Here is a 23458-nt window from a genome sequence, read left to right on the forward strand (position 1 = left end):
GTAATTTTATTGGGATCTGGCGAAATGGTTATACACGCCAACCAGTTCTTCCTCTTTGAAGTTGATGATGACTAGCTCCTGCCCCGGCTTGATCAGGTGTGGGTTCTGGCCAATCAGACCCTGATGGAAGTTGTAGACAACCGATTCCTGTACTTTCTGATGCAGGAACAGTCCCAGGAAGGAGCTGCTCATATCCTCCTGCAGGCGGTCGGCATCCTCGGGTATCTGGGCGCTCAGAAACTGCGATACTTCGCTGATCTGTATCCCTTCAGCAAAGGTTTCGATCAACCCCTGACGCAGGATGCCCCAGATGCCGAAACGGTCAGCATCGGTGACTGAGTGTATGTAGTAATAGGAGGTAGCCGCCTGATCAGGGTCGGGAAACAGCTCCTGCAGCCGGATCTGACCACCTGTTGAGAGGCTGGTGGCCGCAATGCTCAGACTACCGCTGCCACCGGGGTTGATGCGGCCTGTATCAGGAGCCAGATTGAGCATCTCATTCACTACTGAAGTCAGTTGGCCGTTGCTTGCAGCTGTGGCACTGGTATCAGGCACTACCAGAGTGCCCGTTCGACTCTCCGAGTCAGCCGGAATGGGCTGCTCCACGATCAGTTGATTGGGTTGTGTTGGTTGTGTTGGTTGTGTTGTCGGCTGAGTTACTGTGCCTTGCCTTGTTGCAGTGTTCTGGCTGGCTGGCTGGGTGTCCTGTGCCTGAGTGGATGCTGGCAGCTCGACGGCATAACTTTCTGCTGGGGTCGCATCTGCTTCAAGCACTTCCGAGGCTGCAGTATCTGATCGCCTTGGCGGCAGTGTCAGCATCTGGGTGCCGCGCACAAAATGGTTGGCTTCGCGGACATCAATCGGCTCATCGGACTGCTGTGGTGCAAGTGTGGTGATATGGGCAATAGCTTCGGCACGCTCCTCTGGGGTGATATCGTTGGCCTCCAGAGTTGCCTCAGGTATGGTGACAACCTGGCCGGAAGTGGCGCTGGATGTGTCTGCTGTGTCGCTCTGAGCCGGTAATGCCTCCGTGCTGGCTTCTGTGCCGTCTTCTGTAGTGGATCTATCTGTTGTCTGGCTGGAGGGTGCAGGTATGACTGCTGTCGGAGAGGTCAGCGGTTGATCAGTCTCCGAAAAAGGATCCAGAAACAGGTAACCTCCAATCAGGATCAGAATGGCGATCAGCAGGATCATCAGTCTTTGCATTGCAGCTCTCCACTCGAATATGTTATCTCTTAACAATAGTTGAGTTTAGCGGCAGATAAAATAGCTGTACTGCTCTGTTGTTGAGTGGATGGCTGAAAAAAGTAAAAAGAGTGATGAGCTGAGAAAGTTTCGGCAACTGCCTAACCTGAAAAGGTATTCCAGTTTCATCAGAGCGGATGATCGGCTAAGCTTGGCTTAATCGGTCCTGACCCTGTCTGAGCCAGGGCGGACAATGTACGGCGGGAGCCAGGTATCTATGAATTCAGCACTGAATCCGATTTCGGTGGTGGCGGTCATTGTATCGCTGCTGCTTATCGGCACAACTGTGATGATGTATCTTAATCACAGGACGTTGCAGCGGCAGTTGAAGCAGCAGAAACAGTGGTTCGAGCATGAGCTTGAACGGATCGGAAAAATTGACTCCGAGACAGGTGCCGTGAGTCGTGACTGGTTCCGGCATCTGCTCGACAGTGAGTGCCGGAGGGCAGTACGAGAGCTGACACCGCTTACATTAATGCGTATGCATGTTGATCATTCATCAGGAGTTATTGAAGCACCCATGCTGGCTCAGATAGTTGAGCAGATCAATCGGATGATCAGCCGACCTGGTGACCAGGTGGGGCGATATGATGCCAGAAGTATCGGACTGTTGCTGCCCTCGACCAATGAGCATGCCGGTCGATTCGCCGACCGGTGTGTACAGTCGCTGCAGGAAAAGTTCGCTAGCCAGGGGGTTCGCTTCACGCTGGCTGGCTGGACATTTCAACCCACAGCTGAGCTGAGTGCTGTCAGAGCACAGGAGATGCTGGATAAACTGTATGACGAGGCAGTCACCACATCACCCGGTCAGGTTGTCTATCAGGCAGAGCAGGCCGACGCGCTCAGCATGAACTACAACCTGTAATCCTATGGAATTTCGTGCTGTTGATTGCATGAGCGATCATATTACCCGTGCTGGCCATCGTGGCATTATCTGGGTGGCAGGCAACGCAGAGTGGTGCGCACAGGAGGTGCAGGAAATTCTGACTCATCTCAATGTGCCAGCCGATACAGTGCTGATCAGTGACCGCCCCATGGCAGGTTTGCAGCCCCTTAAGGCTCAGGCGATTTCAGATCGCATGGGCAGCACCTCTGAGATGATTATTTTTGATGCTCATGCCGGGTTCAATCCCAACACCTTTGGCCAGATAGTCGGTACCCTGAAGGGCGGCGGCTGGCTGTTGCTGCTGACACCTGCAGCGGATGAGTGGCCGAGCTTTTCAGATCCCGAATATCCCGCTCTGTGCAGTGTGAATTACAGTCCGGGGCAGATTCATGGGCATTTCATTCGCTTCATCCTGTCTGAGCTGTTGAGCCTGCCTGCCGGACAGTTACTGCGCTGGTGGCAGGACAGGAGTGTCTGCGGCCAGACTGCTGCCGCTCTTCCTGATGTCTGTATTTCGCAAACGACCTTCACCATATCACCTTTTATGAGCCAGGATCAGCAACGGACAGTGGAACGGCTGCTGCATCTTATGAAGCAGCGCCGGTTCAGCGCCGTGGTGTCGTCTGATCGGGGGCGTGGTAAAAGCAGCGCGATAGGGTTGATGCTGGGCCTGCTGAATACAGGCAGACGGGTCAGAGTGTGTATTACGGCTCCATCCAGAGTGTCGTTCGAGGTGATTCTTGAGCAACTGACCCGTCTGACCGGCATATCCAGCATCACGCCTTCTCGCTGGGCATCAGATGCGCTGGAGGTGATCTATCTGACACCGGATCTTATACAGCGTGAACTGCCAGAGGCTGATCTGCTGGTGGTGGATGAGGCGGCTGCCTTGCCGGTCAGTCTGCTCAGCAGTCTGCTGCATCATTACCCTCGTCAGGTGTTTGTCACGACTTTGCATGGTTACGAGGGTAATGGCCGGGGATTCGCTCTGCGTTTTCTGCAAGGATTGAACAAATATGCACCAGACTGGGTTGATCTGCGTCTGTCACAGCCCTTGCGCTGGAGTGCTGGAGATCCGCTCGAAGCGCTTACCTATCGGATGTTGCTACTGGATGCTGAGCCGCAACCAGCAGATAAGGTCGGGGTGGATGAGACGGTGTTCAAGGAGTGGCAGACAGGGGATCTGGTCGGCAATCCTGAGATACTGCGCAGTCTGTTCGGTCTGCTGATAGTGGCTCATTATCGCACAACGCCAGGTGATCTCCGTATACTGCTGGATAGTCCGAATATTCGTATCTTTTCTCTGCAGAAGAACAATCAGGTTATTGCCACTGCGCTGGTAGCCATGGAGGGTGAGTTGCCTGATGCTCTGTGTGAGTCGGTCTGGCAGGGCCGGCGCAGACCAAATGGAGACCTGTTGCCACAGACGCTGATTGCACAGGAGGGGTGGCGTCAGGCGGGCCCTTGGCGAGCCTGGCGAATTATCCGTATTGCTGTTCAGCCACAGGTGCAGCATAGGCACCTCGGATCAAAGCTCCTGCACAGTGTCATCGCTCAAGCGGCTCAGGAGCAGGTGGATTATTGTGGTGCCAGCTTTGCTGCAACGCCCGAAGTGGTTGGTTTCTGGCAGCGCAACGGTTTTTTGCCGGTCCGGCTGGGTGATCGGCGTGATTCTGTGACGGGGACTTTTCCACTGGTGATGCTGCGACCACTGAGTAAGGTAGTCGAGCAATGGATACCACTTGCCCGACAGCAGTATCGGCAAAGTGTGCTGATGCGCCTGCCTTTCTCACTGCGTTTGCTTGAGGCGTCTCTGGCTGTGCAGCTGTTGTATTGCGCAGGTGAGTCAGACTTTATGGAAGCAGGTTATGCGGATGTATCACTGGATGGCGCCAGCCTGGATCGTCTGCAGGGGTTTGTCAGCCACCATCGAACCTTCGAGAGCAGTCTGATGGTATTGCAGCAGTTGCTCATGGCCAGTATGCATCAGTGGCACAAGGCTGGCCTGAGTGAGCAGGATCAGCGACTGTTGCTGGATCGGATAATCAGGCAGAGGTCGGTCGAAGAGGTGCAGAATACGACCGGTTTGCATGGTAAGCGGCGACAATTACAGCGTATGAGAGAACTGGTTGGTGTGTTGGTGGGTCTTATCTGAGTGTTCAGCGGAGCTTCATTCATATTCCCGTATGCTGGATGCAGGTTGTGATAAAAGGAGATGACCATGAAGGCCAGTCTGTTAACCTTTGCTCTGTTGAGCATATCCGTATTTACCTGGGCTGCACCTCCAGGGGCGGCTTCAAGAGGCCATGCGCCTTTCATGCTGGCTCAGGCAGAGCGGGTTGACTCCACACCTCGTGGCAATCTGTTGCCGGCACTGACCGATTCTCAGACCGAGAGTATTATTGGTATAGTGCTGGAGGAGGTATTCGGCATTCCGGCCTCCACCGGGCAGTCCAACGGTAAGCAGAAAGCACTGCCACCCGGGTTGCAGAAAAAACTGGCCAGAGGTGGCGAGTTGCCACCGGGCTGGCAGAAAAAAATTGCACGAGGCGAGGTGCTGGATGGACATCTTTACCGCCAGTCACAGCGCTTGTCACCGGATATTCTTCGCCGAGTTGATGGTCGCCATCAGGATACAGAGCTGATTGTTTTGGGCGATAGAATTGTCAGGGTGATGCAGGGAGAGGGAACCATTCTGGATGTTATCAATATCGCAGGACATGTGTTGGACGTTCAGTAAGACCATGCTAAAGGCTATTCGAAGCTGGCTGATTCTGCTGCTGTTTTCGCTCAGCGGCTGCGCGGCGCTTGAGGTGGGCAGCCGGGCTGATGCAGATCTATATCAGCGTGTTCTGGTTGTAGCGACGGAAGAGGGGTATCGATTTCGTGAGTGTCACCGCTCTCAGTGGCTGTCGCTTTCACAATGGCCAGGTCAGTTGGATAATCAGATCAAACGGCTGGGGTTGAAGGAGGGCGAATCTGTTTATGCTGAGTGGATAGCCCGAATTGACACTGCTGAAGATGAAGCGCAGGTGATCAGTGTCCGGCAGTTACGGTTGATCGGCGGTGATCTTGTCAGTTGTCAGCATCATCTGCGAGGTATCCAGATGCGGGCCTCGGGGCTGGACCCACTCTGGACGGCAGATATTCAGGAAAACCATATTCATGTTCATGATTATGATGGCCTCAAACTGGTGCGCTTTCCACGCACAGCCGTGAGTCGTGATGATGGTGACTGGATCTGGGAAAGCGAAGTTTCCCTGCACCAGGGGCGTGGCCACCGGCTCCTGTTACGCATCAGGCCGCTGGCATGTCGCCAGGGTGATGCCTGGATCGGGCTCAGTGCCGAGATGGAGCTCGATGGGCGCTTTTTTCGTGGTTGTGCCCGAATGGGTGATCTGGATCGTTTGATCCTGCATCAGCAATATCAGCTTCCAGTTGAAACCACCACCCGTGCGATCACACTCAACCTCAGCGTGGATGGAAAGGTTGAACTGCTGGAGGATTACCTGACCGGACAGCCGGTCATGGTCAGTCGTGGTAACTGGCGCTTGTTGTCAGGTGGGCGACTGCTCGTATCGCTGGATGAGCGTGATGCTGGCCAGAGGCAGGAAGTGTTGAGCTTTCATCATGTCGGCAATGGTGTTCTGGCGTTGCAGGGGGTTCATCCCAGTTATGGTCAGGGTGGTCTGACGCTGGTGCCGGCTTCAGATCCACTGCCCTGGAAAACGGGGCGATTCAGAGAGCTGCCCTGATCACCCATTATTTCATTTCCCAAGCAGTATCTTCTTGGCCGCATTGATGCGGGTGGCCAGGTAGGTACTGCCACCTCGGTCGGGGTGAACTTTCTGTATCAGTCTGCGATGCGCCTGGATAATTTCGTCTCGTGTTGCACCTGCGCCAAGTCCCAGTATGTCCAGTGCCTCATCACGACTCATCTGATCACTGTTTGAGCTCCCATGCAGATCATCTCCCTCTTCACCACCCGGGTCATCCTTACGCCAGCTGTCGCCAAAGCGTTTATCCAGATAGGTTTCCAGCAGGCGTGCCGAGTCATGATCCTGCTGACGACAATAGCGCAGCAACTCAATGAAGTCGGTTTCGGACAGCTCATCAAGCTCGCGTCCCTGCATTGGACCTGTCAGCACCCGTCCCTGCATGTTGCCGGTGTCATGATCCAGCGTCATCTCCAGGATGCTGCTGCTGACACGTGATCGATTGGCCGTTGTGTTACCGGAAGGCGTGGTGCGATGCCGGTTACGGTACCAGAGCGACAGAAAGGGGAGCAGCTTGAGTAAAACCGGTGCCATTTTCGATAGGAATGGCAACGAGAGTGCTACCAGCGCACCGAGAATATGAAACCGGCCGCTGATCGACAGATAAACCAGGGCCAGTACCACTAAAATCAGAATCAGCTTAGCCAGTGCCATAGGCTTCTGCTGTGCTTTCTGGTTGCGGAACCAGATAAAACCAACCAGTGCGATGGCTCCTAACACGATCAATCCGAAAGGGTGCAAGTCACTCTCCTGTTTAAATGCTGATTCAGTGTAATTGTTTGGTCAGACGTTTGATATGTTGCCCCTGTCGGGCACTGAAGTGCTCAAGCGCCTTTTTGCCACCAGAGGCATAAACAGCCACTGCTGCGAGCAGGTCCTTCAGGGTGGCGGGGCTGTTGCTGTCAAACGGGGCGTAAGCACCACCGGATAGCTTGCTTAACTGCCGGAACACCGCTTCGGCGTGGGCATCGCCACCCTCATGGAAGATAAAAACCGGTGTGCGCAGCATCCCGAGCTCACCGGCCTGCTGGCACAGGTCATCGATCGATTCCTCGCAGCAGTCCACTATCATCACAACCGCCGTGACGGGTTGAATCCGGGTCTCCTTGCGTGCCTGTGTCAGCACTTTGCGGATCTGTGTATGACCACCAAGGCAGGTGACGCGGTTCATTTTGTTAAGCAACTCACGCGTGTCCGTGACCCAGTCGGTGGCATGAAACTCACCGAAGCCACGATAGTAGCATAGCTGGATAGAGAGCCCGCCCAGCTCACGTGTGGCCAGAAACAGCTCGCTTTGCAGATGGCAGGCCTGATCCCAGGTGGCCTCTCTGCTGGCAGTGGCGTCCAGTGCAAAAATCATTCTGCCTTTACTGGATGTCGCGCTCGGCAGCGATTTCACCTGTTCGATGAATTGATCGATCGCCTGCTTGTCATCGCGCTTCTGTAATGATTTATCCGGCATGAATCCTGTTCCCTCCTCGCTATCAATGTAGCAGTAAATGGCTGCGCTGTGCTTGTCTCAGTTACTACGCAGCTCCCTGCGGATCGGTGCCTGAATCTGTATTTTCGGCTCTACTTCAATCTGTTTGAACATCAATAGCGTAAACCAGTTTCATTTATTGATAAAAGAGTGTCCCATGCACAAAGTGACCCTGACACAGATCAAGAGTGCTGCCATATCCCCAGACCAATTGATTCTCAACTCCTTTGAGTCGAGTGTTTATCTGGTGGAGGTGCAGTTGGCCGGTGAGCGAGTAATGTTGTGTGATGATGCAGGCCTGCCCCGCGTCTTCAGAAGTCAGTTGGAGGCCAAGAAACCTTTCAAAGGGCTGGGTATTGCCAGAACGGTGCTGGTGCATGAGAGCCCCTATAATGAAATGATCGGCATGCCGGGTGGCAAGGTGGACCCGCTTGAAGTCCTCCTTGCCAACCCGGATGATGATCTTTCCTGAAGCCCTGAGTATATAAGGCTTTGAGCTTAGCGAATGCGCATTCCCGGCTGAGCGCCTTCATGAGGCTCAAGCAGCCAGATCTCCTGTCCACCGGGCCCTGCTGCCAGCACCATGCCTTCGGACATGCCGAACTTCATTTTGCGCGGTGCCAGATTGGCGACCATGACTGTCAGTCTGTTCTCCAGTTGCTCAGGTGTGTAGGCTGACTTGATACCGGCAAATACATTGCGTGTTTCGTTGCCGATATCCAGCGTCAGGCGCAACAGCTTGTCTGCACCCTCTACGGCTTCAGCTTTGACAATCCTGGCAATGCGCAGATCCACCTTGGCAAAATCTGCATATTCGATGGTGTCTGCAACCGGCTCATATGTGGTGTCGGCTTTTTCTGCTTCGGCTTTTTGCACCTGAGGGCTCTGCAGCAGATTTTCTTTAGAGGCTTCGACGATACGTTCAATCGCTTCTGGCTCAACGCGCTGCATCAGCGGTTTGAACTTGTTGATGCGGTGGTTGAGCAGCGGTGTCTCGATGGCACTCCAGGCAAAACCGTCAATATTCAGAAACTCGGCGGCCTCTTCGGCAACCTGTGGCAGTACCGGTGCAAGATAGCTGATGATGACGCGGAACAGGTTGATGCCCAGCGTGCAGCAGGCCTGGACCTCGGCTTCACGCCCTTCCTGTTTCGCCAGCACCCAGGGCTCAGCATTGTCGATATACTGGTTGGCCTTATCGGCGACCAGCATGATTTCGCGCATCGCCCTGCCATATTCACGCTTCTCATACGCCTCAGCAATGCTGCGCCCGTGTGCAACCGCTTCATGATAAAGCGCTGGTTGAGCCAGGGTGGTATCCAGCATGCCATCAAATTTCTTCTGGATGAATCCGGCGCAGCGGCTGGCAATGTTTACGACTTTATTGACCAGGTCGGCGTTTACCTTGAGCCGGAAGTCTTCCATGTTCAGGTCGATATCATCAATGCCGGAACCCAGCTTTGAGGCAAAGTAATAGCGCAGATACTCAGGGCGCAGATGCTCAAGATAGGTTTTTGCCATGATGAAGGTGCCACGTGACTTGGACATTTTCTGCCCGTTCACTGTCAGAAAACCGTGACAGAACACGCCGGTCGGGGTTCTGAAGCCCGCCCCCTTGAGCATGGCTGGCCAGAACAGTGTATGGAAGTAGGCGATATCCTTGCCGATAAAGTGATAAAGCTCGGCATCGGATCCTGGCAGCCAGTAGCTGTCGAAGTCGATATTGTTACGCAGGCTCCAGTTTTTGAAGCTGGCCATATAGCCGATAGGTGCATCCAGCCAGACATAGAAATATTTACCCGGCGCATCCGGAATCTCAAAACCCCAGTAGGGCGCATCGCGGGAGATATCCCACTGTTGCAGTCCAGACTCAAACCACTCTTCCAGCTTGTGGATCATCTGTGTCTGAACATGCTCATTAACCCAGGTGCGTAGGAAGGGCTCGAAGTCGGCCAGTTTGAAGAAGAAATGCTCGGAATCTTTCTCGATCGGTTTGGCACCGGAGATCGCTGAATAGGCATTTTTCAGCTCGGTCGGGCTGTAGGTGGCGCCGCAAGCTTCGCAGGAGTCGCCATACTGATCCGTTGCGCCGCACTTGGGGCAATCGCCCTTGATGAAGCGGTCCGGCAGGAACATGTTTTTCTCAGGATCATAGGCCTGGGTGATGGTGCGGCGGGCAATATGGCCAGCATCACGCAAGCGCTCATAGATCAGAGCAGAGAAGTGGCGATTTTCATCCGAATGAGTTGAGTAGTAGTTGTCAAAACCTACCATGAAACCGGAAAAGTCCCGCTGGTGTTCTTCGCTGACCTGGTCTATAAGCTCTTTAGGCGTGATGTTCATCTGATCTGCTTTGAGCATGATCGGCGTGCCGTGTGCGTCATCTGCACAGACATAGGTGCACTGGTGTCCGCGCTGTTTCTGAAAGCGAACCCAGATGTCTGTCTGTATATATTCGACCAGATGGCCCAGGTGTATTGGACCATTGGCGTAGGGCAGGGCGCTGGTGACAAGAATCTTACGCGTGCTGTCGGTCATTTTCCGTTTGAACTCTAATCAGGGATGTTTGATGAAATGTAGGGCTTGATTCTACGCTGATTTTTATGCCTAATGAACCTTTGTCGATTTTTAAAACGGATAGATCCATTTTGCGTAACGTAACATCTTATTTTTCATATTAGAAATAAGTGGATTAAAACATGTCAGCATCCAGTACAGGCATATTCACGATACTCTGCGACCTTGGATCCAGTGATGAGTCATCTGACCTGATATTGCCTGCCGGAGATAAGGTCCGGGTCACAAATATTGACAGTGCCTGGGCTGAAATCGAGCGTAATGACTGCCGCGTGCTGATTGTACGCTCAGACAAGGCTTTTGATAAGGCTATCGGCTTTCTCAAGGAGGTCAGAAGGCGCTACCCCGGGCTGGCGAGAATCCTGATTGCCGGGGAGTTGAGTACAGCTCAGGCGGGTATTGCGTCTGAAGTGGTTCACAGCATATTGCAACCCGATTCTGGGCTGGATGAGCTCCAGCAGGCGATCAAGCGTGCCTTGAAAGCCGAAGAGCTGATTACCGACAAAAAGCTACGCAGCTTTATCTCTTCCGTAGGGCATCTGCCCTCTTTCCCTGAAGTGCTGGGAGAACTGAATGAGGTGCTTGAGTCTGAAGTGGCTGGTGCCAGGGAAGTGGCCAATATTTTGCAAAAGGACCCTGCGATGGTGGCCAAGATCATGCAGCTGGTCAGCTCTGCCTATTTCAGTGGAGGATACAATACCCCGACGACGCTGAAAGAGGCCGTCAATCTGCTGGGACTCAGAGCAGTGCGAGATCTGGTATTGAGCATCCATGTGTTCAAAGCGCTGCCTCAGGATGACAGCTGGCGCAGTTTCTCGTTTCAGCAGCTGCAGAACCGCTCCATAGTGGTCAGTCAGTTTGCGGCAGAGATCTGTAAAAATGCCGGTTACGATCGTCATGTGCAGGGGCAGGCGCGTACTGCCGGTTTGTTGCATGATGTGGGCATGATGCTTCTGGCATTGAATAATCGTGAGAGCTATCACGCGGCGATGGTGCGTGCCCAGGAACTGGGGCAGCCGATCTATGTTGTCGAAAAAATGATGATGGGCGTGACCCATCCGCAGGCTGGCGCTTATCTGCTGGATTTGTGGAGTCTGGCACCTGAAACCATCCATGCCATTTTGTTTCATCATGTCCCGATGGCATCCGGTGATACCGGATTTACCCCCTTGACAGCCGTCCATGTGGCTGACTCCATGCTGCCCCCCTTATTCAATGCCATGGGCTGTAATCTGGGTGGTCGATTATCACGCGACTATCTGGCCCGTATCGGAATGCTGGAGAAGCACCCGGAGTGGGATAAGATGGCGCATGAGTATGCCAGTCAGATACCGTCTCACGCCTGATAGTGCAACCAGACGATTAGTCAAGACAGTATCATCCTGCTAGAATCGCCAGCCCCGAAACAGATGTAACTCAGAGGCGGATAATGGCGATTCCTCAGGTTGAACCAACTCAGTATGAAACCCTGCTGCAGGCGAAGCTTGCGCGCACACGTGAGACCTTTGCGGGGTTTGATCTGCCTGAGATTGAGGTGTTTGACTCGCCGCGAGAGCATTATCGCATGCGTGCCGAGTTCAGGGTCTGGCATGATGGCGATGATCTCGATTATGTGATGTTTGAGCCGGGTGACAACCGTAATCCGGTCAAGCTGAAAAGCTGTCCGATGGTGTCGCGTCGCATCCATGACATGATGTTCCAGCTTCTGGAGCGGCTGCGTCCTGATCCTGTTCTGCGCTTCAGGCTTTTCCAGATAGACTTTCTCAGTACGCTGTCAGGCGAGTTGCTGGTGACTATGCTATACCATCGGCCACTGGATGAGTCCTGGGTCGAGGCTGTGCGTCCGCTTCGCGATGAGTTCAATATCGATATCGTTGGCCGTTCACGCAAGAGCAAGCATGTGCTGGATCGGGAGCATGTGATCGAAACGCTGGATATCAATGGCCGCCAGTACCAATACAAGCAGGTGGAAAACAGCTTTACTCAGCCCAATGCTGAAGTGTGTCGCAAGATGATCAGCTGGGCGCTGGATGCCACACGCAATACCGGTGGGGATCTGGTGGAGTTTTACTGCGGTAATGGTAACTTCACCCTGCCACTGGCGCAGAACTTCAGGCGCGTGGTGGCGACCGAGATCTCCAAGGTGTCGGTTCGTGCTGCGCAGTTCAATATTGAGTTGAACGCTGTCGATAATATCGATGTGCTGCGTATGCCATCCGAGGATCTGGTTCAGGTGCTCAAGGGCGAGAAGCAGACACGAAAAGTGGATGGCTTGGAGCTGGACAGTTGTAATTTTACGACGGTACTGGTTGATCCACCTCGCGCAGGGCTTGATGATGAAACCGTGCAGCAGGTAACAGAGTATGACCATATTCTGTATATATCCTGTAATCCCGAGACATTACACGCCAATCTGGAAGTGATCAGCAGGACTCATCGGGTGGAAAGGTTTGCCATTTTCGATCAGTTCCCCTATACCGAACATCTTGAATGTGGTGTCTATCTGACAAGACGTTAATCTGCGGGGGTGATAAGTGGAGCAGGATGCAAACCAGGCCGGACTGAAGCCTTTGTGGAAGCTGCCGGGCTTCATACCTTTTATTCTTGTCGCCTTTATCAATGCGCTCGTGGATCTCGGTCATAAGATCGTGATCCAGAATACGCTGTTCAAATCCTACGATGGCCCGGAGCAGATCTGGCTGACTGCACTGGTCAATGCCTTGATTCTGATGCCGTTCATTCTTTTCTTTTCGCCTGCCGGATTTCTTTCGGACCGCTTCCCCAAAGCGCGGGTGATGCAGGTGATGGCCGCCGTTGCAGTTATTCTGGCGCTGATGATCACGCTCAGCTACTACCAGGGATGGTTCGTGGCAGCCTTTTCTCTGACCTTTGTGCTGGCCATTCAGAGTGCGGTTTACTCACCGGCCAAGTATGGCTACATACGCGAAATTGCCGGAGATGATCGCTTGAGTGCCGGTAATGGCTGGTTGCAGGCTGTCACGATTGTAGCGATTCTGTCCGGCATTGTGTTTTTCTCGCTGCTGTTCGAAATACTCCTCAGTGGTATTGAGGTGGTTAAGCGGCCGCCTCAGGAGATACTGCCGCTGATTGCGCCTCTGGGCTGGCTGCTGGTGCTCTGCACTCTCATCTCCTTTGTGCTGACACTGCGTCTGTCGCGGCAGTTCATGTACTTCACGCCGACAGCATTTGACTGGAAAGCCTATACCTCGGGTGATCTGTTGCGCAGAAATCTGCAGCGTATTTTCGGATCAAAAGTTATTCTGGCCACGGTGGTGGGGCTGTCACTCTTCTGGTCTATCAGTCAGGTGATGGTGGCTGTATATCCCGCTTATGTGAAAGAGCATATCGGTGAGCTGAATACCTTCATTATTCAGGGCAGTATGGCGATGTCCGGTATCGGTATCATGCTTGGTTCCATAGTGGTGGCGCGGTTGTCGGCCAGCGGGATTCGTCAGGGGTTGGTACCGATCGGTGCGATACTGATTTCGGCTGGTCTGGTGCTGTTGCCGCTGTTTTCTCATCTGCTGCCATCGGCACTGATGTTTTTCATCATCGGCTTCGGTGGGGCGCTGGTGATAGTGCCGCTGAATGCGCTGATGCAGCTGCACGCACAGCGTGATCATCTGGGCACTGTCCTGGCCGGCAGTAACTTCCTGCAAAATATTGCGATGCTGCTCTTCCTGATGCTGACCGTTATCAGTGCCTGGTTGCAGATGCCCTCACTGATTCTGCTGATCCTTCTGGCCATTCTGGCGGTGCTCGGAATGCTGGCTGCGTTCTGGAAAACGCCGCTGCACGAGTAGGGTATATATTAGTAGCTTGTGAGTGACCGGAAGAATACGGCATAATTCCCAGTAAATCAGTTGGATATTATCAGGCTGTATCCGAGTGCTGTATTTCAGTGCTGTATCAGGGCAATGAGTCTGATCAATCCATAACAGGAGCAGAGTAGATGACCGAAATGAGTAACGAGGCGATCAGTGATCTTCTGGGAAACTATGAAGACCCGGAGCTGAACTGCGCACTGGGGGATATCGGGCTGATCAGGTCGCTGGATATCAGCTCGTCTCATATTCGTGTGGTGATTCAGCTCGGATTTGCCTGCGCTGGATACCATCAAACCCTGAGTGGCGAGTTACAGGGGGTGCTGCAGAGGGCTTTTCCGGGCGTCACCGTCGAAGTGACGATTGAACAGCGTATTCCGGCTTATCCTTCGGGCGGTAAGATTCCGGCGCTGGCAGAGGTGCGCAATATCATTGCGGTGGCTTCCGGCAAGGGCGGGGTAGGCAAGTCGACCACTGCAGTCAATCTGGCATTGGCATTGGCCGCTGAAGGGGCGCGTGTCGGCATTCTCGATGCGGATATCTATGGACCTAGTCAGGGCATGATGCTGGGCATTCCCGAAGGGCAGCGCCCTGAGGTGGATCAGGAAAAGTATTTCATTCCGATCACGGCGCATGGTATTCAGGCGATGTCGATGAGCTTTCTGGTCACTGACAGCACGCCGATGGTGTGGCGAGGCCCGATGGCCAGCGGTGCTTTGCAGCAGTTGCTGACCCAGACACACTGGCATGATCTGGATTATCTGTTGATCGACATGCCTCCCGGTACCGGTGATATTCAGTTGACCCTGTCGCAGAAAGCACCGGTATCCGGCGCGGTGATCGTGACGACGCCTCAGGATATCGCATTGCTGGATTGCAAGAAGGGTATTGAGATGTTCCGCAAGGTGGATATACCGGTGCTGGGTGTTATCGAGAATATGAGCCTGCATGTCTGCTCCAACTGTGGCCATGAAGAGGCGGTGTTCGGGGCTGGTGGTGGTGAACGTATTGCCAGGGATTACAACACCGAACTGTTGGGCCAGCTGCCGCTGGAACTGGCAATCCGCGAAATGACCGATCAGGGCACGCCGACGGTTGTAGCGGCGCCACAAAGCACGGCAGCTGGGCACTATCGTTCTATTGCACGCAGGGTTGGCGCGAGTATTGCCAGAAACAGACTGACTCTGGCTAACATCATTCCCAATATCGTGGTTCAGTCCGACTGACAGTTTTTGCATTCACATGCTAAATTTACCGTCCTTTAGCCATAAAGGGCGGTTTTTTTTATCAGAAATGATAGAATGCTCGGCTGAATTGCAAGTTGTCGATGGTGAAAAGCATTTATGGGAATCAAATCAGATCGCTGGATCCGCCGCATGGCTCTGGAACATGGGATGATAGAGCCGTTTGAGGCGCAACAGGTACGTCGTGCAAATGATCAGCCGATCGTGTCTTACGGCACCTCGAGCTATGGTTATGACGTACGCTGTGCTGATGAGTTCAAGATATTCACCAATATCAACTCCACCATCGTCGACCCGAAAAACTTCGACGAGCGCAGCTTTGTCGATGTGCAGTCCGATGTCTGCATCATTCCCCCCAACTCCTTTGCACTGGCACGTACGGTTGAGTTTTTCCGTATCCCGCGTGATGTGCTGACCATCTGCCTGGGCAAAAGCACTTATGCGCGTTGCGGCATCATCGTCAATGTCACGCCACTGGAGCCCGAGTGGGAAGGGCATGTCACGCTGGAGTTCTCCAATACGACCCCCTTGCCGGCCAAGATCTATGCCAATGAAGGTGTCGCTCAGATGCTGTTCCTTGGTGCAGATGAGGTGTGTGAAACCTCCTACAAGGATCGAAACGGTAAATACCAGGGTCAGACTGGTGTTGTGGTTCCCCGAACCTGAATCAGGTCAACGATAATCTTATGGCGCACAATCTCGAACATATACGGGCGTTCTGGCAGCAGCTGGAGAATACACTTGAGCAACTGCTGGAGAGCCAGACAGAGGCCCGGTTTGATGATGATCATCTGCTCGATCATTATCGGACTATATTGCAGAAGATCGATCGCAATCTGACGTTTCATTTCGAAAGAGATGACAACGAAGGTCCGGTTGAGATGGTGTTCGGCTGTGATGGCTACCCTGAGTCGATCCACTCTGTGCTGAACCTTATCGGTGCAGCCCCGGTGCTGACCGGCATCGAGTTTCGTGCCTTTAACGAGCGCTGCAATCCGGTGCCCTCGTTCATTACCCTGGGCGATGAGTTTTGCCAGATCGATGATTTCTGGTGCTCGTTGCGATTGATCGAAGGAAAGCTGCAGCTTGCCGTGTATATGGAAGATATGCCTGCTATTCTGGATATGGACCCGCGAGTCGAGGCGGTGATGATTTTTCTGGACGCGCTGATCGGTGAGTATGAGCTGATGACTCGTATCTGGTCACTCGACTGGTACGAACTGCCGACTGACCCCCTTGATTTTGGCCTGATGCCGCTGGCTGAACTGCGCCGTGCGTTTGATGAGCTTAAAGAGGCCGTTAAACCGGTTGGCATTACCATCCATTGATGTCGATCCATTAATGGTTGCTCAATGAAAACCGGCGATCACTGATAACCGATTACTGTTAACCCAAGGGGTTTCCGATGAGCCAAAAGCTCGCTGAACTGCTGGATCGGGTACGTCTGCAGTATATTCATGCCATGAAGGTTGAAGGCAGTACTGAACCCTACCTGACCGCCCATCGTATTGCTCACCAGATGTTGATGCCGACACCGGAAGAGTTGGCCGATATCATCCAGAGTGATCCCAAGCTGCTGGCTGCCAGAGCGGCTGACCTGATCGAAGATCCTCTTGAAATCGAGAATCCATCAGTGGGTGCGATTGTTTACAGCAATCTTTTTGCTGCCGCTCTTGAAGGTTTGCTCGCTGTTGCGGTCAATCATGACTGGCTTGAAGTGGATGCGGAGGGGCAGATACTGGTCAGTGCCGAGGAGCTGGATCGTGTGCCGGGTATCAAATACACCGACTTCAGTGAGTCACAGATAAAACTCAGCCATACACAGAGCATTCTGGGCAGGCTGTTTGCTGAGGCGGAGAATGACTTTCTCCAGCAACTCAACAGCGCACCACACGATGCCTATCAACTGGCACTGCAGGTATCATCCGATCACACGCTTTTCGCACCCGAGGAGCTGGCTCCTCTGCTGAAGGAAAACCCGCTGTTATTGGGTCTTCGAGCGGATGATCTGGTTGATGAGGATATGTTCGAAGGAGATCTGCCAGCCGGTATTGTCATCAGTGTGCATCTGACCGAGATGCTGCTGCAGCAGTTGCTGGATATCGCTCAGGCTGAAGGGGCGCTGGCCTTTGATAGCGTGGGTGAAATGATAGTCCCTGATGACGATGAAGATAACCCCACCGTTCACTGATTCCCTGTTTTCTGATCCTTCGAAAAGCCCCTGACCGGCAGAGTGCCCGGTCAGGGAGTAGTCCTGTTACCCTTCGCTCTGCAGCCATTCATCCAGTGCAAACAGGTCTTCCGGGCTGAGGGTGCCGACCTGCTGCTTGAACTGGAACAGCGCCAGTATATGGTTGAAACGCGCTTCTGCGTACTCCAGCTGCGCTTCGAACAGGCGTTGCTCAGCGAGCAGTACATCCACCACGTTACGTGTGCCTACATTGAAGCCTTCTTCGGTTGCATTCAGAGCTGTCTGGCGGGACAGAATGCTCTGCTCACGTGCCTGAACACTCTGCACGCTGTTCTGCAGTGTGCGCAGCAGTGAGCGTATGGCTTCGGTGGCACCACGCATTGCATCTTCTCGATTGAACATGGCAGCAAGCTGCTCCTGTTCAGCCTGACGTTGTGCTGAGCTGGTGAAGCCGCCTCGTGACAGTGGGACAGCCAGTGTCAGTGACAAACGGGTTTCGTCGTTCCATCCACGAGGAGTCTGCGCGCCACCATTGAGGCGTGTGTTTTCATGTTGTGCCTGCAGACTGACGGTCGGGTAGTGCTCGGCCTGCTTGCTGCGTGTATCACGTCTTGCGGCGTCAAAGGTCAGGTCACTCATACGTATAGACAGATTGCCGGTCAGTGCTTTTTCCAGCCAGGGCGCAGGATCTGCAGGCACCGGGGGCTCAATGGGATAGTCTTCACGTAGTGGTTGCACCTGGGTGAAAGTCTGCCCGCTCAGGCGTTGCAGTGACTCATAACTGTTTTCGAGTGCGCTTTCTGCATCAATGCGTTGTACCACTGCGTTGTCGTAACTGGCCTGTGCGTCCTGTACATCGGTAATGGCAATCAGACCCACTTCAAACTGGGCATTCACCTGATCCAGTCGGCGCTGAACAGCACGCTCCTGAGCGCGTGCGTTATCCAGACGGCTCATGGCTCTGAGTGAGTTCAGGTATGCCTCGATACTGCGCAGAATCAGCTGCTGCTGAGCCAGGTCGAAGCGTACGGAGGCTTGTTCGGCCAGTACTTCTCCCCGTTTGTAGGTGTGCCAGTTCGCAGCGGAATAGAGTGGCTGCGAAAGCGAAAGGGAGTAGCCAAGGCTGTTGTCAACGTCACGCGTGTCCGAGTCGATCAGCGCAGTGCTGGCCTGAAAATCGGCTCTTGGCAGTAGCGCAGATCGCGTCTGTGCGCCCACCTCTTGCCCAGCCATGAATGTGGCTTCAGCCGCTTTCAGTTGTGGGTCGTTAGCCAGTGCCATGCGATACAGGTCGGCCAGGGGACCAGCCTGAACCATGGAAGCAGACAGCGCCGTCAGCATCAGGGCCGGGATCAGAATTGATTTCACCGTTTTCACAAGTTTAGTCCTTTCGTTTAGTGTTCGGGATTAACGGCACGATAGGTCCGTTTGCCAAAAATACTGTAGATGGTTGGTATGACAAACAGTGTCAGCAGTGTACCAAACAGCATGCCGCCGACAATAACCCAGCCAATCTGCTGTCGTGACTCGGCACCTGCACCGAAGGCCAGAGCCAGTGGCAGGGCGCCGAGAACGGTGGCACCGGTAGTCATCAGAATCGGTCGCAGACGCATGGAAGCCGCACGCAGAGTGGCATCGCGCAGCGATACGCCCTGATCCTGCAGCTGGTTCGCGAATTCGACGATCAGAATACCATGTTTGGTGACCAGTCCGACAAGGGTTATCAGACCAATCTGGCTGTAAACGCTCAGACTGCCGCCGCTGTAATGCAGGGCTACCAGTGCTCCTGCCAGTGCCGGAGGTACGGCCAGCATGATGATCAGCGGGTTGCGGAAGCTCTCAAACTGCGCAGCCAGCACCAGGAAGATAAAGATCAGAGCCAGCACGAAGGTCTGCTGCAGAGTGTTGCTGGACTCCATGAACTCACGGGACTGGCCGGCATAGTCATACAGGGCCTCGGGTGCAATCTCTTGCAGGTTGGTTTCCATGAACTCCAACGCCTCGCCCAGACTGTAGCCAGGTGCCAGCATCGACTGAATCTTGACCGCTTTCATTTTGTCGAAATGGTTAAGCTCACGCGGTGCTACCGTCTCTTCAACCGTGATCAGGTTGCTGAGCTGGATCATCTCGCCCGTACTGCTGCGGACATAGAGATTGCTCAGGTCGGTCGGCGTCTGGCGCTGCTCGGGTGGTACCTGCAGGATGACGTCATACTGCTCATTACCCCGCTTGAAGCGTGTCATGTTGCGCCCGGCAATATAGGTTTCCAGGCTGCGGCCCACTTCCGCGACCGTCAGGCCAGCTTCTGCGACTTTGTCTCGCTGCAGGGTGATCATCAGCTCGGGTTTGTTCAGCTTCAGATCGTCATCCGGCTGCTGGAAGTTGGGATTCTCAGCCATGCGAGCCAGCATCGCATCGGTGATTTCACGCAGTTGGGTGTAATCACCAGTCGATTTGATGATGAACTCAACCGGGCGCGAAATCGGGCTCTGTCCCAGGGAGGGCAGGTTCATGGCAAAAGTCATGGTGCCCGGCACACCACCAAATAACTGAGGCGTCAGCTCTTCGACTATCGCCTGCTGCTTGCGGGTGCGGTCCTCCCAGTCCTGCAGGCGGATGAATACCAGTGAGTTGGTTTCACTGGGCACCCCTGTCACGCCGAAGTGATGGGTTCTCTCCGGTATTTGAGCGATGATGTTTTCCACCTGAGTGGCGTAGCGATTCAGATAATCGACAGATGAGCCGTCCGGCGCGATCGAGAAGGACATGATGGTACCTCTGTCTTCAATCGGCGCGAGCTCCTGGGGCAGCTTGCCATAAAAGTGAACAGCGCCGGCTGCACTGCCTATCAGCAACAGGATCATCAGCAGACGCGCATTGAGCAGGCGGTTCATGATGCGATGGTAACCGTGGCTCAGCGAGTTCAGGAAGCGTTCGATCAGATTGAACATCCAGCTGTGCTTTTTCTCATGATGCAATAGACGAGAGCAGAGCATGGGCGACAGCGACAGAGCAATGAAGGTTGATACCACCACCGCACCGGCAAGTGTCAGCGCAAACTCTGTGAAAAGGCGGCCCGTGCGGCCTGTCGAGAAGGCAACCGGTACGAATACCGCCACCAGTGTGGCAGTGGTCGCGATAACGGCAAAGCCTATCTCTCGACTGCCCTTGAAGGCGGCCTGAATAGGATGCAACCCTTCCTCTACATGGCGAAAGATGTTCTCCAGCATCACGATGGCATCATCCACCACCAGTCCGATCGCCAGCACCAGCGCCAACAGGGTCAGGGTGTTGATCGAAAAATCCATCGCATACATCATCGCAAAAGCGCCGATCAACGACAGCGGAATGGTGATGACGGGTATCATCGTGGCGCGAAGGTTGCGCAAAAAGAAGAAGATCACCACCACTACCAGCAGGCCTGCGAGCATCAGTGTCTGGAAAACCGACTCGATCGAGCGCTCGATGAAGATGGATGAATCATAGGCGACCTGTACCTTCATACCCTCTGGCAGTCCTGGCTGTATCGCTGCCAGCATGTCGCGAACGCCCTGTGAAACATCCAGAGGGTTAGCAGTGGATTGGCGTATGACCCCCAATGCAATGGCACTTTCGCCATTGAAACGCGCCAGTCGTCGAGCGCTTTCCGGTGCCAGCTCAACACTGGCAACATCATTCAGGCGGACAATATTGCCATTGTCACTGCGGATAATGATCTGCTCGAACTCTACAGGCTGGTTAAGGTCTGTCTGAGCAAGAATGGTGAATTCGCGCTCCTTGCTTTCAATGCGGCCTGCCGGGATCTCGATATTCTGCGTGCGCAGGGCATTTTCAATATCCTGCGGAATCACGCCGTAGGTAGCCATGCGCTCAGGGTCTAGCCAGACGCGCATGGAGTAACGGCGCTCTCCGGCTATCATGACACTGGCTACGCCGGCGACGGTCTGGAGTGGGTCCTGAATACGCACCTGTGCATATTCGCTCAGCTCCATCGGATCATGTGCTTCTGACGAGAGTGCGATCCAGATGATCGGCTGGGCATCTGCTTCCGATTTGGCAATCACCGGCTCATCTACCTGATCCGGGAGGCGTCCACGGACACGTCCGACACGATCACGCACATCATTGGCTGCCGAATCCGGGTCGCGATCCAGATTGAAGTGAATGCTGATCTGGCTGCGTTCGGATCGGCTGATGGAGGTCATGTAATCGATGCCCTCTATCCCCGACAGCGAATCCTCCAGCACTTTTGTAACCTGGGATTCGATGATGGATGAGCTGGCTCCGGTATAGCGGGTATCCACCGTGACGACCGGCGTGTCTATCTTTGGATACTCCCTCACCGACAAGCGGTCATAGGAGATCAGACCCACCAGCAGCACCAGCAGGCTGATGACGATTGCCAGTACAGGACGCTTTATGCTGATTTCAGACAGTATCATGTGTTGCTTCCCTCAGCAGCTGGCTGCGGGAAAAGGGGGGTAATCGGCATGCCGGGTCTGAGTTTGATATGGCCCGATGTGACGATGACATCACCAGCATCCAGGCCTGAAGCGATCTGTACTTTTCCGAACTGCCTTGTGCCGAGAGTAACCGGTATCAGGGATACCTGGTTCTCGTCGTTCATGCGCATCACGAAGAACTCCCTGTTTTGAGGAATGATCGCTTCCTCCGGGATCATCAGTGCCTGATCGTCTTCACCGATCAGTATCTCTATTCTGGCAAACAGTCCTGGTCTGAGCAGCAGATCTGGGTTGGGAACACGGGCGCGAACACGCAGGTTGTGACTGCCGGAACTGGCGCTGGGTGCTATGGCGTAGATCTCGCCTTCAAAACGCTGTCCCGGGAGCGCATCCACCACGACAGCTATTGATTGACCTGTGCGAACATCGGTCAGGTTGCGCTCAGGGATGGAAAAGTCCAGTTTCATCTCTTTGAAGTCGGTCAGTTCGACCAGATCCTGACCTGCATTGACAAAATCGCCGGGGCCGACCATGCGCAAGCCGGTCACACCGTCAAAAGGCGCACGGATGGTGGTTTTGGCCAGACGTGTTCTGGCCAGCTCAACCTCGGCTTCATTGATGCGCAGTTGTGCCAGTCTGTTGTCGCGCTCATTTTCTGATCCGACATTTCGTTCCAGCAGATTGGCAGCACGCTCATACTCAATGCGGCTGAGGTTGGCGCGAGCCTGGGTCTGAGCCAGCTCTGCCTCATAGGCGGAAGCATCCAGCTGGACCAGTGCTTCGCCCGCTGAAATCGGCTGACCCTCATCAAACAGTATGCGATGAATGCGTCCGCTGATTTCAGGTCGAATGATTACCGACTCGTTGGCCCTGAGCGTACCGATCACCTGAATTGTATGCTGCAGACGAGTAGCCTCAATCTGAACCACCTCAGCCGGTAATCCTTGTGCAAAGCTGGTAACAGGCAGGGTCAGCAGCGCGAGCGCCATGAGTGTCAGGCGACTAATGTTGAATCGTTTCATGAGATCTGAATGTCCTTTGTCCCTTTGGATGCCGGTGGCAGTACATAATCCCACAATAGAGACAGTGACTGCTGCAAAGGCTGCGTGGTGTTTTCAACTTTCATTCTTAACAGAGCACCTTGCCAGTTATCCCAGATCAGGATGGCGAGAGTTTCTGCCGGCAGATCCTGGCGGACGCTGCCTTCAAGCTGACAGATACGCATATCTTCGGCAATCAGCTCAATTACACGCTGAGTGGCACGACGAATGGCGTTTCTGAATCCCGACGATGCATTGCCTATCTCTCCTGAGAGGTGGGCAATCAGACAGCCAAGGTTTTCACTGGCTTGATCATGCTGCTCGATACTGAGCAATATGGCACGTCGGATCTTTTCCGCATGCGTTCCTTGCAGTTGTGCAAATTCCTGATTCCATCTATCAATTTCCAGAGCTTGATAGTGGGCGAGGATCTCGACAGCATACTCTTCCTTGCTGCTGAAGAAGTTGTAAAAGGAGCCTTTGGAAACCTGGCAGGCTTCCAGAATGGCACTGAGGCTGGTGCCATGATAGCCGTGCTGATGAAAGAGCTCTATACCCTTATCCAGCAGTTTTTCCCGGCTATGGGTCAGGGGTCTGCCCTTCGTCATGTTATAGACCATGCGTTCCAAAAAACGCAATATTATACCGACTGACTGGTCGGTTCAATAATCGGGTGAAATTTTTACTGGCTTTTTGAGGGCGTTATTTCAA

General features: G+C 53.9%; 20 protein-coding genes. 12 read left to right on the forward strand and 8 right to left on the reverse strand.

Going from position 1 to position 23458, the window contains the following annotated elements; translation table 11 throughout:
- Nucleotides 1-6 precede the first annotated feature (6 nt).
- Nucleotides 7-1206 (reverse strand): hypothetical protein, encoded by a 1200-nt coding sequence (locus tag F7R27_RS06485; RefSeq protein ID WP_151703415.1) that lies wholly within the window; start codon nucleotides 1204-1206, stop codon nucleotides 7-9.
- Nucleotides 1207-1462: 256 nt separating this feature from the next.
- Between F7R27_RS06485 and F7R27_RS06490 the strand changes: the two genes are divergently transcribed.
- From F7R27_RS06490 to F7R27_RS06505, 4 genes are all read left to right on the forward strand, one after another.
- Nucleotides 1463-2110 (forward strand): diguanylate cyclase domain-containing protein, encoded by a 648-nt coding sequence (locus F7R27_RS06490; protein ID WP_168927445.1) that lies wholly within the window; start codon nucleotides 1463-1465, stop codon nucleotides 2108-2110.
- Nucleotides 2111-2138: 28 nt separating this feature from the next.
- The gene (locus tag F7R27_RS06495; RefSeq protein ID WP_168927446.1) at nucleotides 2139-4286 is read left to right on the forward strand and encodes a tRNA(Met) cytidine acetyltransferase TmcA; all 2148 of its coding nucleotides are present in this window, start codon (nucleotides 2139-2141) and stop codon (nucleotides 4284-4286) included.
- A 66-nt stretch (nucleotides 4287-4352) separates the two neighbouring features.
- The gene (locus F7R27_RS06500; protein WP_151703418.1) at nucleotides 4353-4871 is read left to right on the forward strand and encodes a hypothetical protein; all 519 of its coding nucleotides are present in this window, start codon (nucleotides 4353-4355) and stop codon (nucleotides 4869-4871) included.
- Nucleotides 4872-4875: 4 nt separating this feature from the next.
- Nucleotides 4876-5886 (forward strand): hypothetical protein, encoded by a 1011-nt coding sequence (locus F7R27_RS06505; protein ID WP_151703419.1) that lies wholly within the window; start codon nucleotides 4876-4878, stop codon nucleotides 5884-5886.
- Nucleotides 5887-5898: 12 nt separating this feature from the next.
- Here F7R27_RS06505 and F7R27_RS06510 read toward each other — a convergent pair whose 3' ends face one another.
- Together F7R27_RS06510 and F7R27_RS06515 are read right to left on the reverse strand one after the other, a co-directional pair.
- Nucleotides 5899-6648, reverse strand: a complete 750-nt coding sequence (locus F7R27_RS06510) for a J domain-containing protein (protein ID WP_151703420.1) — start codon at nucleotides 6646-6648, stop codon at nucleotides 5899-5901.
- A gap of 25 nt (nucleotides 6649-6673) precedes the next feature.
- Nucleotides 6674-7369: a vWA domain-containing protein gene (locus F7R27_RS06515; protein WP_151703421.1), complete on the reverse strand. Its 696-nt coding sequence runs from the start codon at nucleotides 7367-7369 to the stop codon at nucleotides 6674-6676.
- 175 nt (nucleotides 7370-7544) lie between these two features.
- Here F7R27_RS06515 and F7R27_RS06520 point away from each other — a divergent pair, with 175 nt between their 5' ends.
- A complete protein-coding gene (locus tag F7R27_RS06520) occupies nucleotides 7545-7859 on the forward strand; it encodes a DUF6482 family protein (RefSeq protein ID WP_151703422.1) in 315 nt (104 codons plus the stop codon).
- A 26-nt stretch (nucleotides 7860-7885) separates the two neighbouring features.
- Here F7R27_RS06520 and metG read toward each other — a convergent pair whose 3' ends face one another.
- Nucleotides 7886-9925: a methionine--tRNA ligase gene (gene metG / locus F7R27_RS06525; RefSeq protein ID WP_151703423.1), complete on the reverse strand. Its 2040-nt coding sequence runs from the start codon at nucleotides 9923-9925 to the stop codon at nucleotides 7886-7888.
- 161 nt (nucleotides 9926-10086) lie between these two features.
- Here metG and F7R27_RS06530 point away from each other — a divergent pair, with 161 nt between their 5' ends.
- The 7 genes from F7R27_RS06530 (at nucleotide 10087) to F7R27_RS06560 (ending at nucleotide 17244) form a co-directional block, all read left to right on the forward strand.
- The gene (locus F7R27_RS06530; protein ID WP_151703424.1) at nucleotides 10087-11310 is read left to right on the forward strand and encodes an HDOD domain-containing protein; all 1224 of its coding nucleotides are present in this window, start codon (nucleotides 10087-10089) and stop codon (nucleotides 11308-11310) included.
- 83 nt (nucleotides 11311-11393) lie between these two features.
- A complete protein-coding gene (gene trmA / locus F7R27_RS06535) occupies nucleotides 11394-12482 on the forward strand; it encodes a tRNA (uridine(54)-C5)-methyltransferase TrmA (protein WP_151703425.1) in 1089 nt (362 codons plus the stop codon).
- Between the two features lie 16 nt (nucleotides 12483-12498).
- Entirely contained in the window at nucleotides 12499-13788 is a 1290-nt protein-coding gene (locus F7R27_RS06540; protein WP_151703426.1) for an MFS transporter, read from the forward strand.
- A gap of 149 nt (nucleotides 13789-13937) precedes the next feature.
- Nucleotides 13938-15035 (forward strand): iron-sulfur cluster carrier protein ApbC, encoded by a 1098-nt coding sequence (gene apbC, locus F7R27_RS06545; protein WP_151703427.1) that lies wholly within the window; start codon nucleotides 13938-13940, stop codon nucleotides 15033-15035.
- Between the two features lie 117 nt (nucleotides 15036-15152).
- A complete protein-coding gene (gene dcd / locus F7R27_RS06550) occupies nucleotides 15153-15719 on the forward strand; it encodes a dCTP deaminase (RefSeq protein ID WP_151703428.1) in 567 nt (188 codons plus the stop codon).
- Between the two features lie 20 nt (nucleotides 15720-15739).
- The gene (locus F7R27_RS06555; RefSeq protein ID WP_151703429.1) at nucleotides 15740-16381 is read left to right on the forward strand and encodes a hypothetical protein; all 642 of its coding nucleotides are present in this window, start codon (nucleotides 15740-15742) and stop codon (nucleotides 16379-16381) included.
- A 77-nt stretch (nucleotides 16382-16458) separates the two neighbouring features.
- Nucleotides 16459-17244, forward strand: a complete 786-nt coding sequence (locus tag F7R27_RS06560; RefSeq protein ID WP_151703430.1) for a hypothetical protein — start codon at nucleotides 16459-16461, stop codon at nucleotides 17242-17244.
- Nucleotides 17245-17310: 66 nt separating this feature from the next.
- Here the strand turns inward: F7R27_RS06560 and F7R27_RS06565 are convergent, their stop codons facing one another.
- From F7R27_RS06565 to F7R27_RS06580, 4 genes are read right to left on the reverse strand one after another with little or no spacing between them, the layout of a single operon-like run.
- Nucleotides 17311-18621 carry a TolC family outer membrane protein gene (locus F7R27_RS06565; RefSeq protein WP_151703431.1) on the reverse strand — a complete coding sequence of 437 codons (1311 nt, stop codon included), beginning with the start codon at nucleotides 18619-18621 and terminating at the stop codon, nucleotides 17311-17313.
- Between the two features lie 17 nt (nucleotides 18622-18638).
- Nucleotides 18639-21686, reverse strand: coding sequence for an efflux RND transporter permease subunit (locus F7R27_RS06570; protein ID WP_151703432.1), 3048 nt, complete (start codon nucleotides 21684-21686; stop codon nucleotides 18639-18641).
- On the reverse strand, nucleotides 21683-22729 hold the full coding sequence (locus tag F7R27_RS06575) for an efflux RND transporter periplasmic adaptor subunit (protein ID WP_151703433.1): 1047 nt from the start codon (nucleotides 22727-22729) through the stop codon (nucleotides 21683-21685). The genes F7R27_RS06570 and F7R27_RS06575 overlap by 4 nt, the downstream gene beginning before the upstream one ends.
- A complete protein-coding gene (locus tag F7R27_RS06580; RefSeq protein ID WP_151703434.1) occupies nucleotides 22726-23355 on the reverse strand; it encodes a TetR/AcrR family transcriptional regulator in 630 nt (209 codons plus the stop codon). Before F7R27_RS06580 ends, F7R27_RS06575 begins: the two co-directional genes overlap by 4 nt.
- Between the last annotated feature and the right edge of the window lie 103 nt (nucleotides 23356-23458).

It is taken from the genome of Nitrincola alkalilacustris, from assembly GCF_008973755.1.
In the GTDB taxonomy this organism is placed as follows: Bacteria; Pseudomonadota; Gammaproteobacteria; order Pseudomonadales; family Balneatricaceae; genus Nitrincola; species Nitrincola alkalilacustris.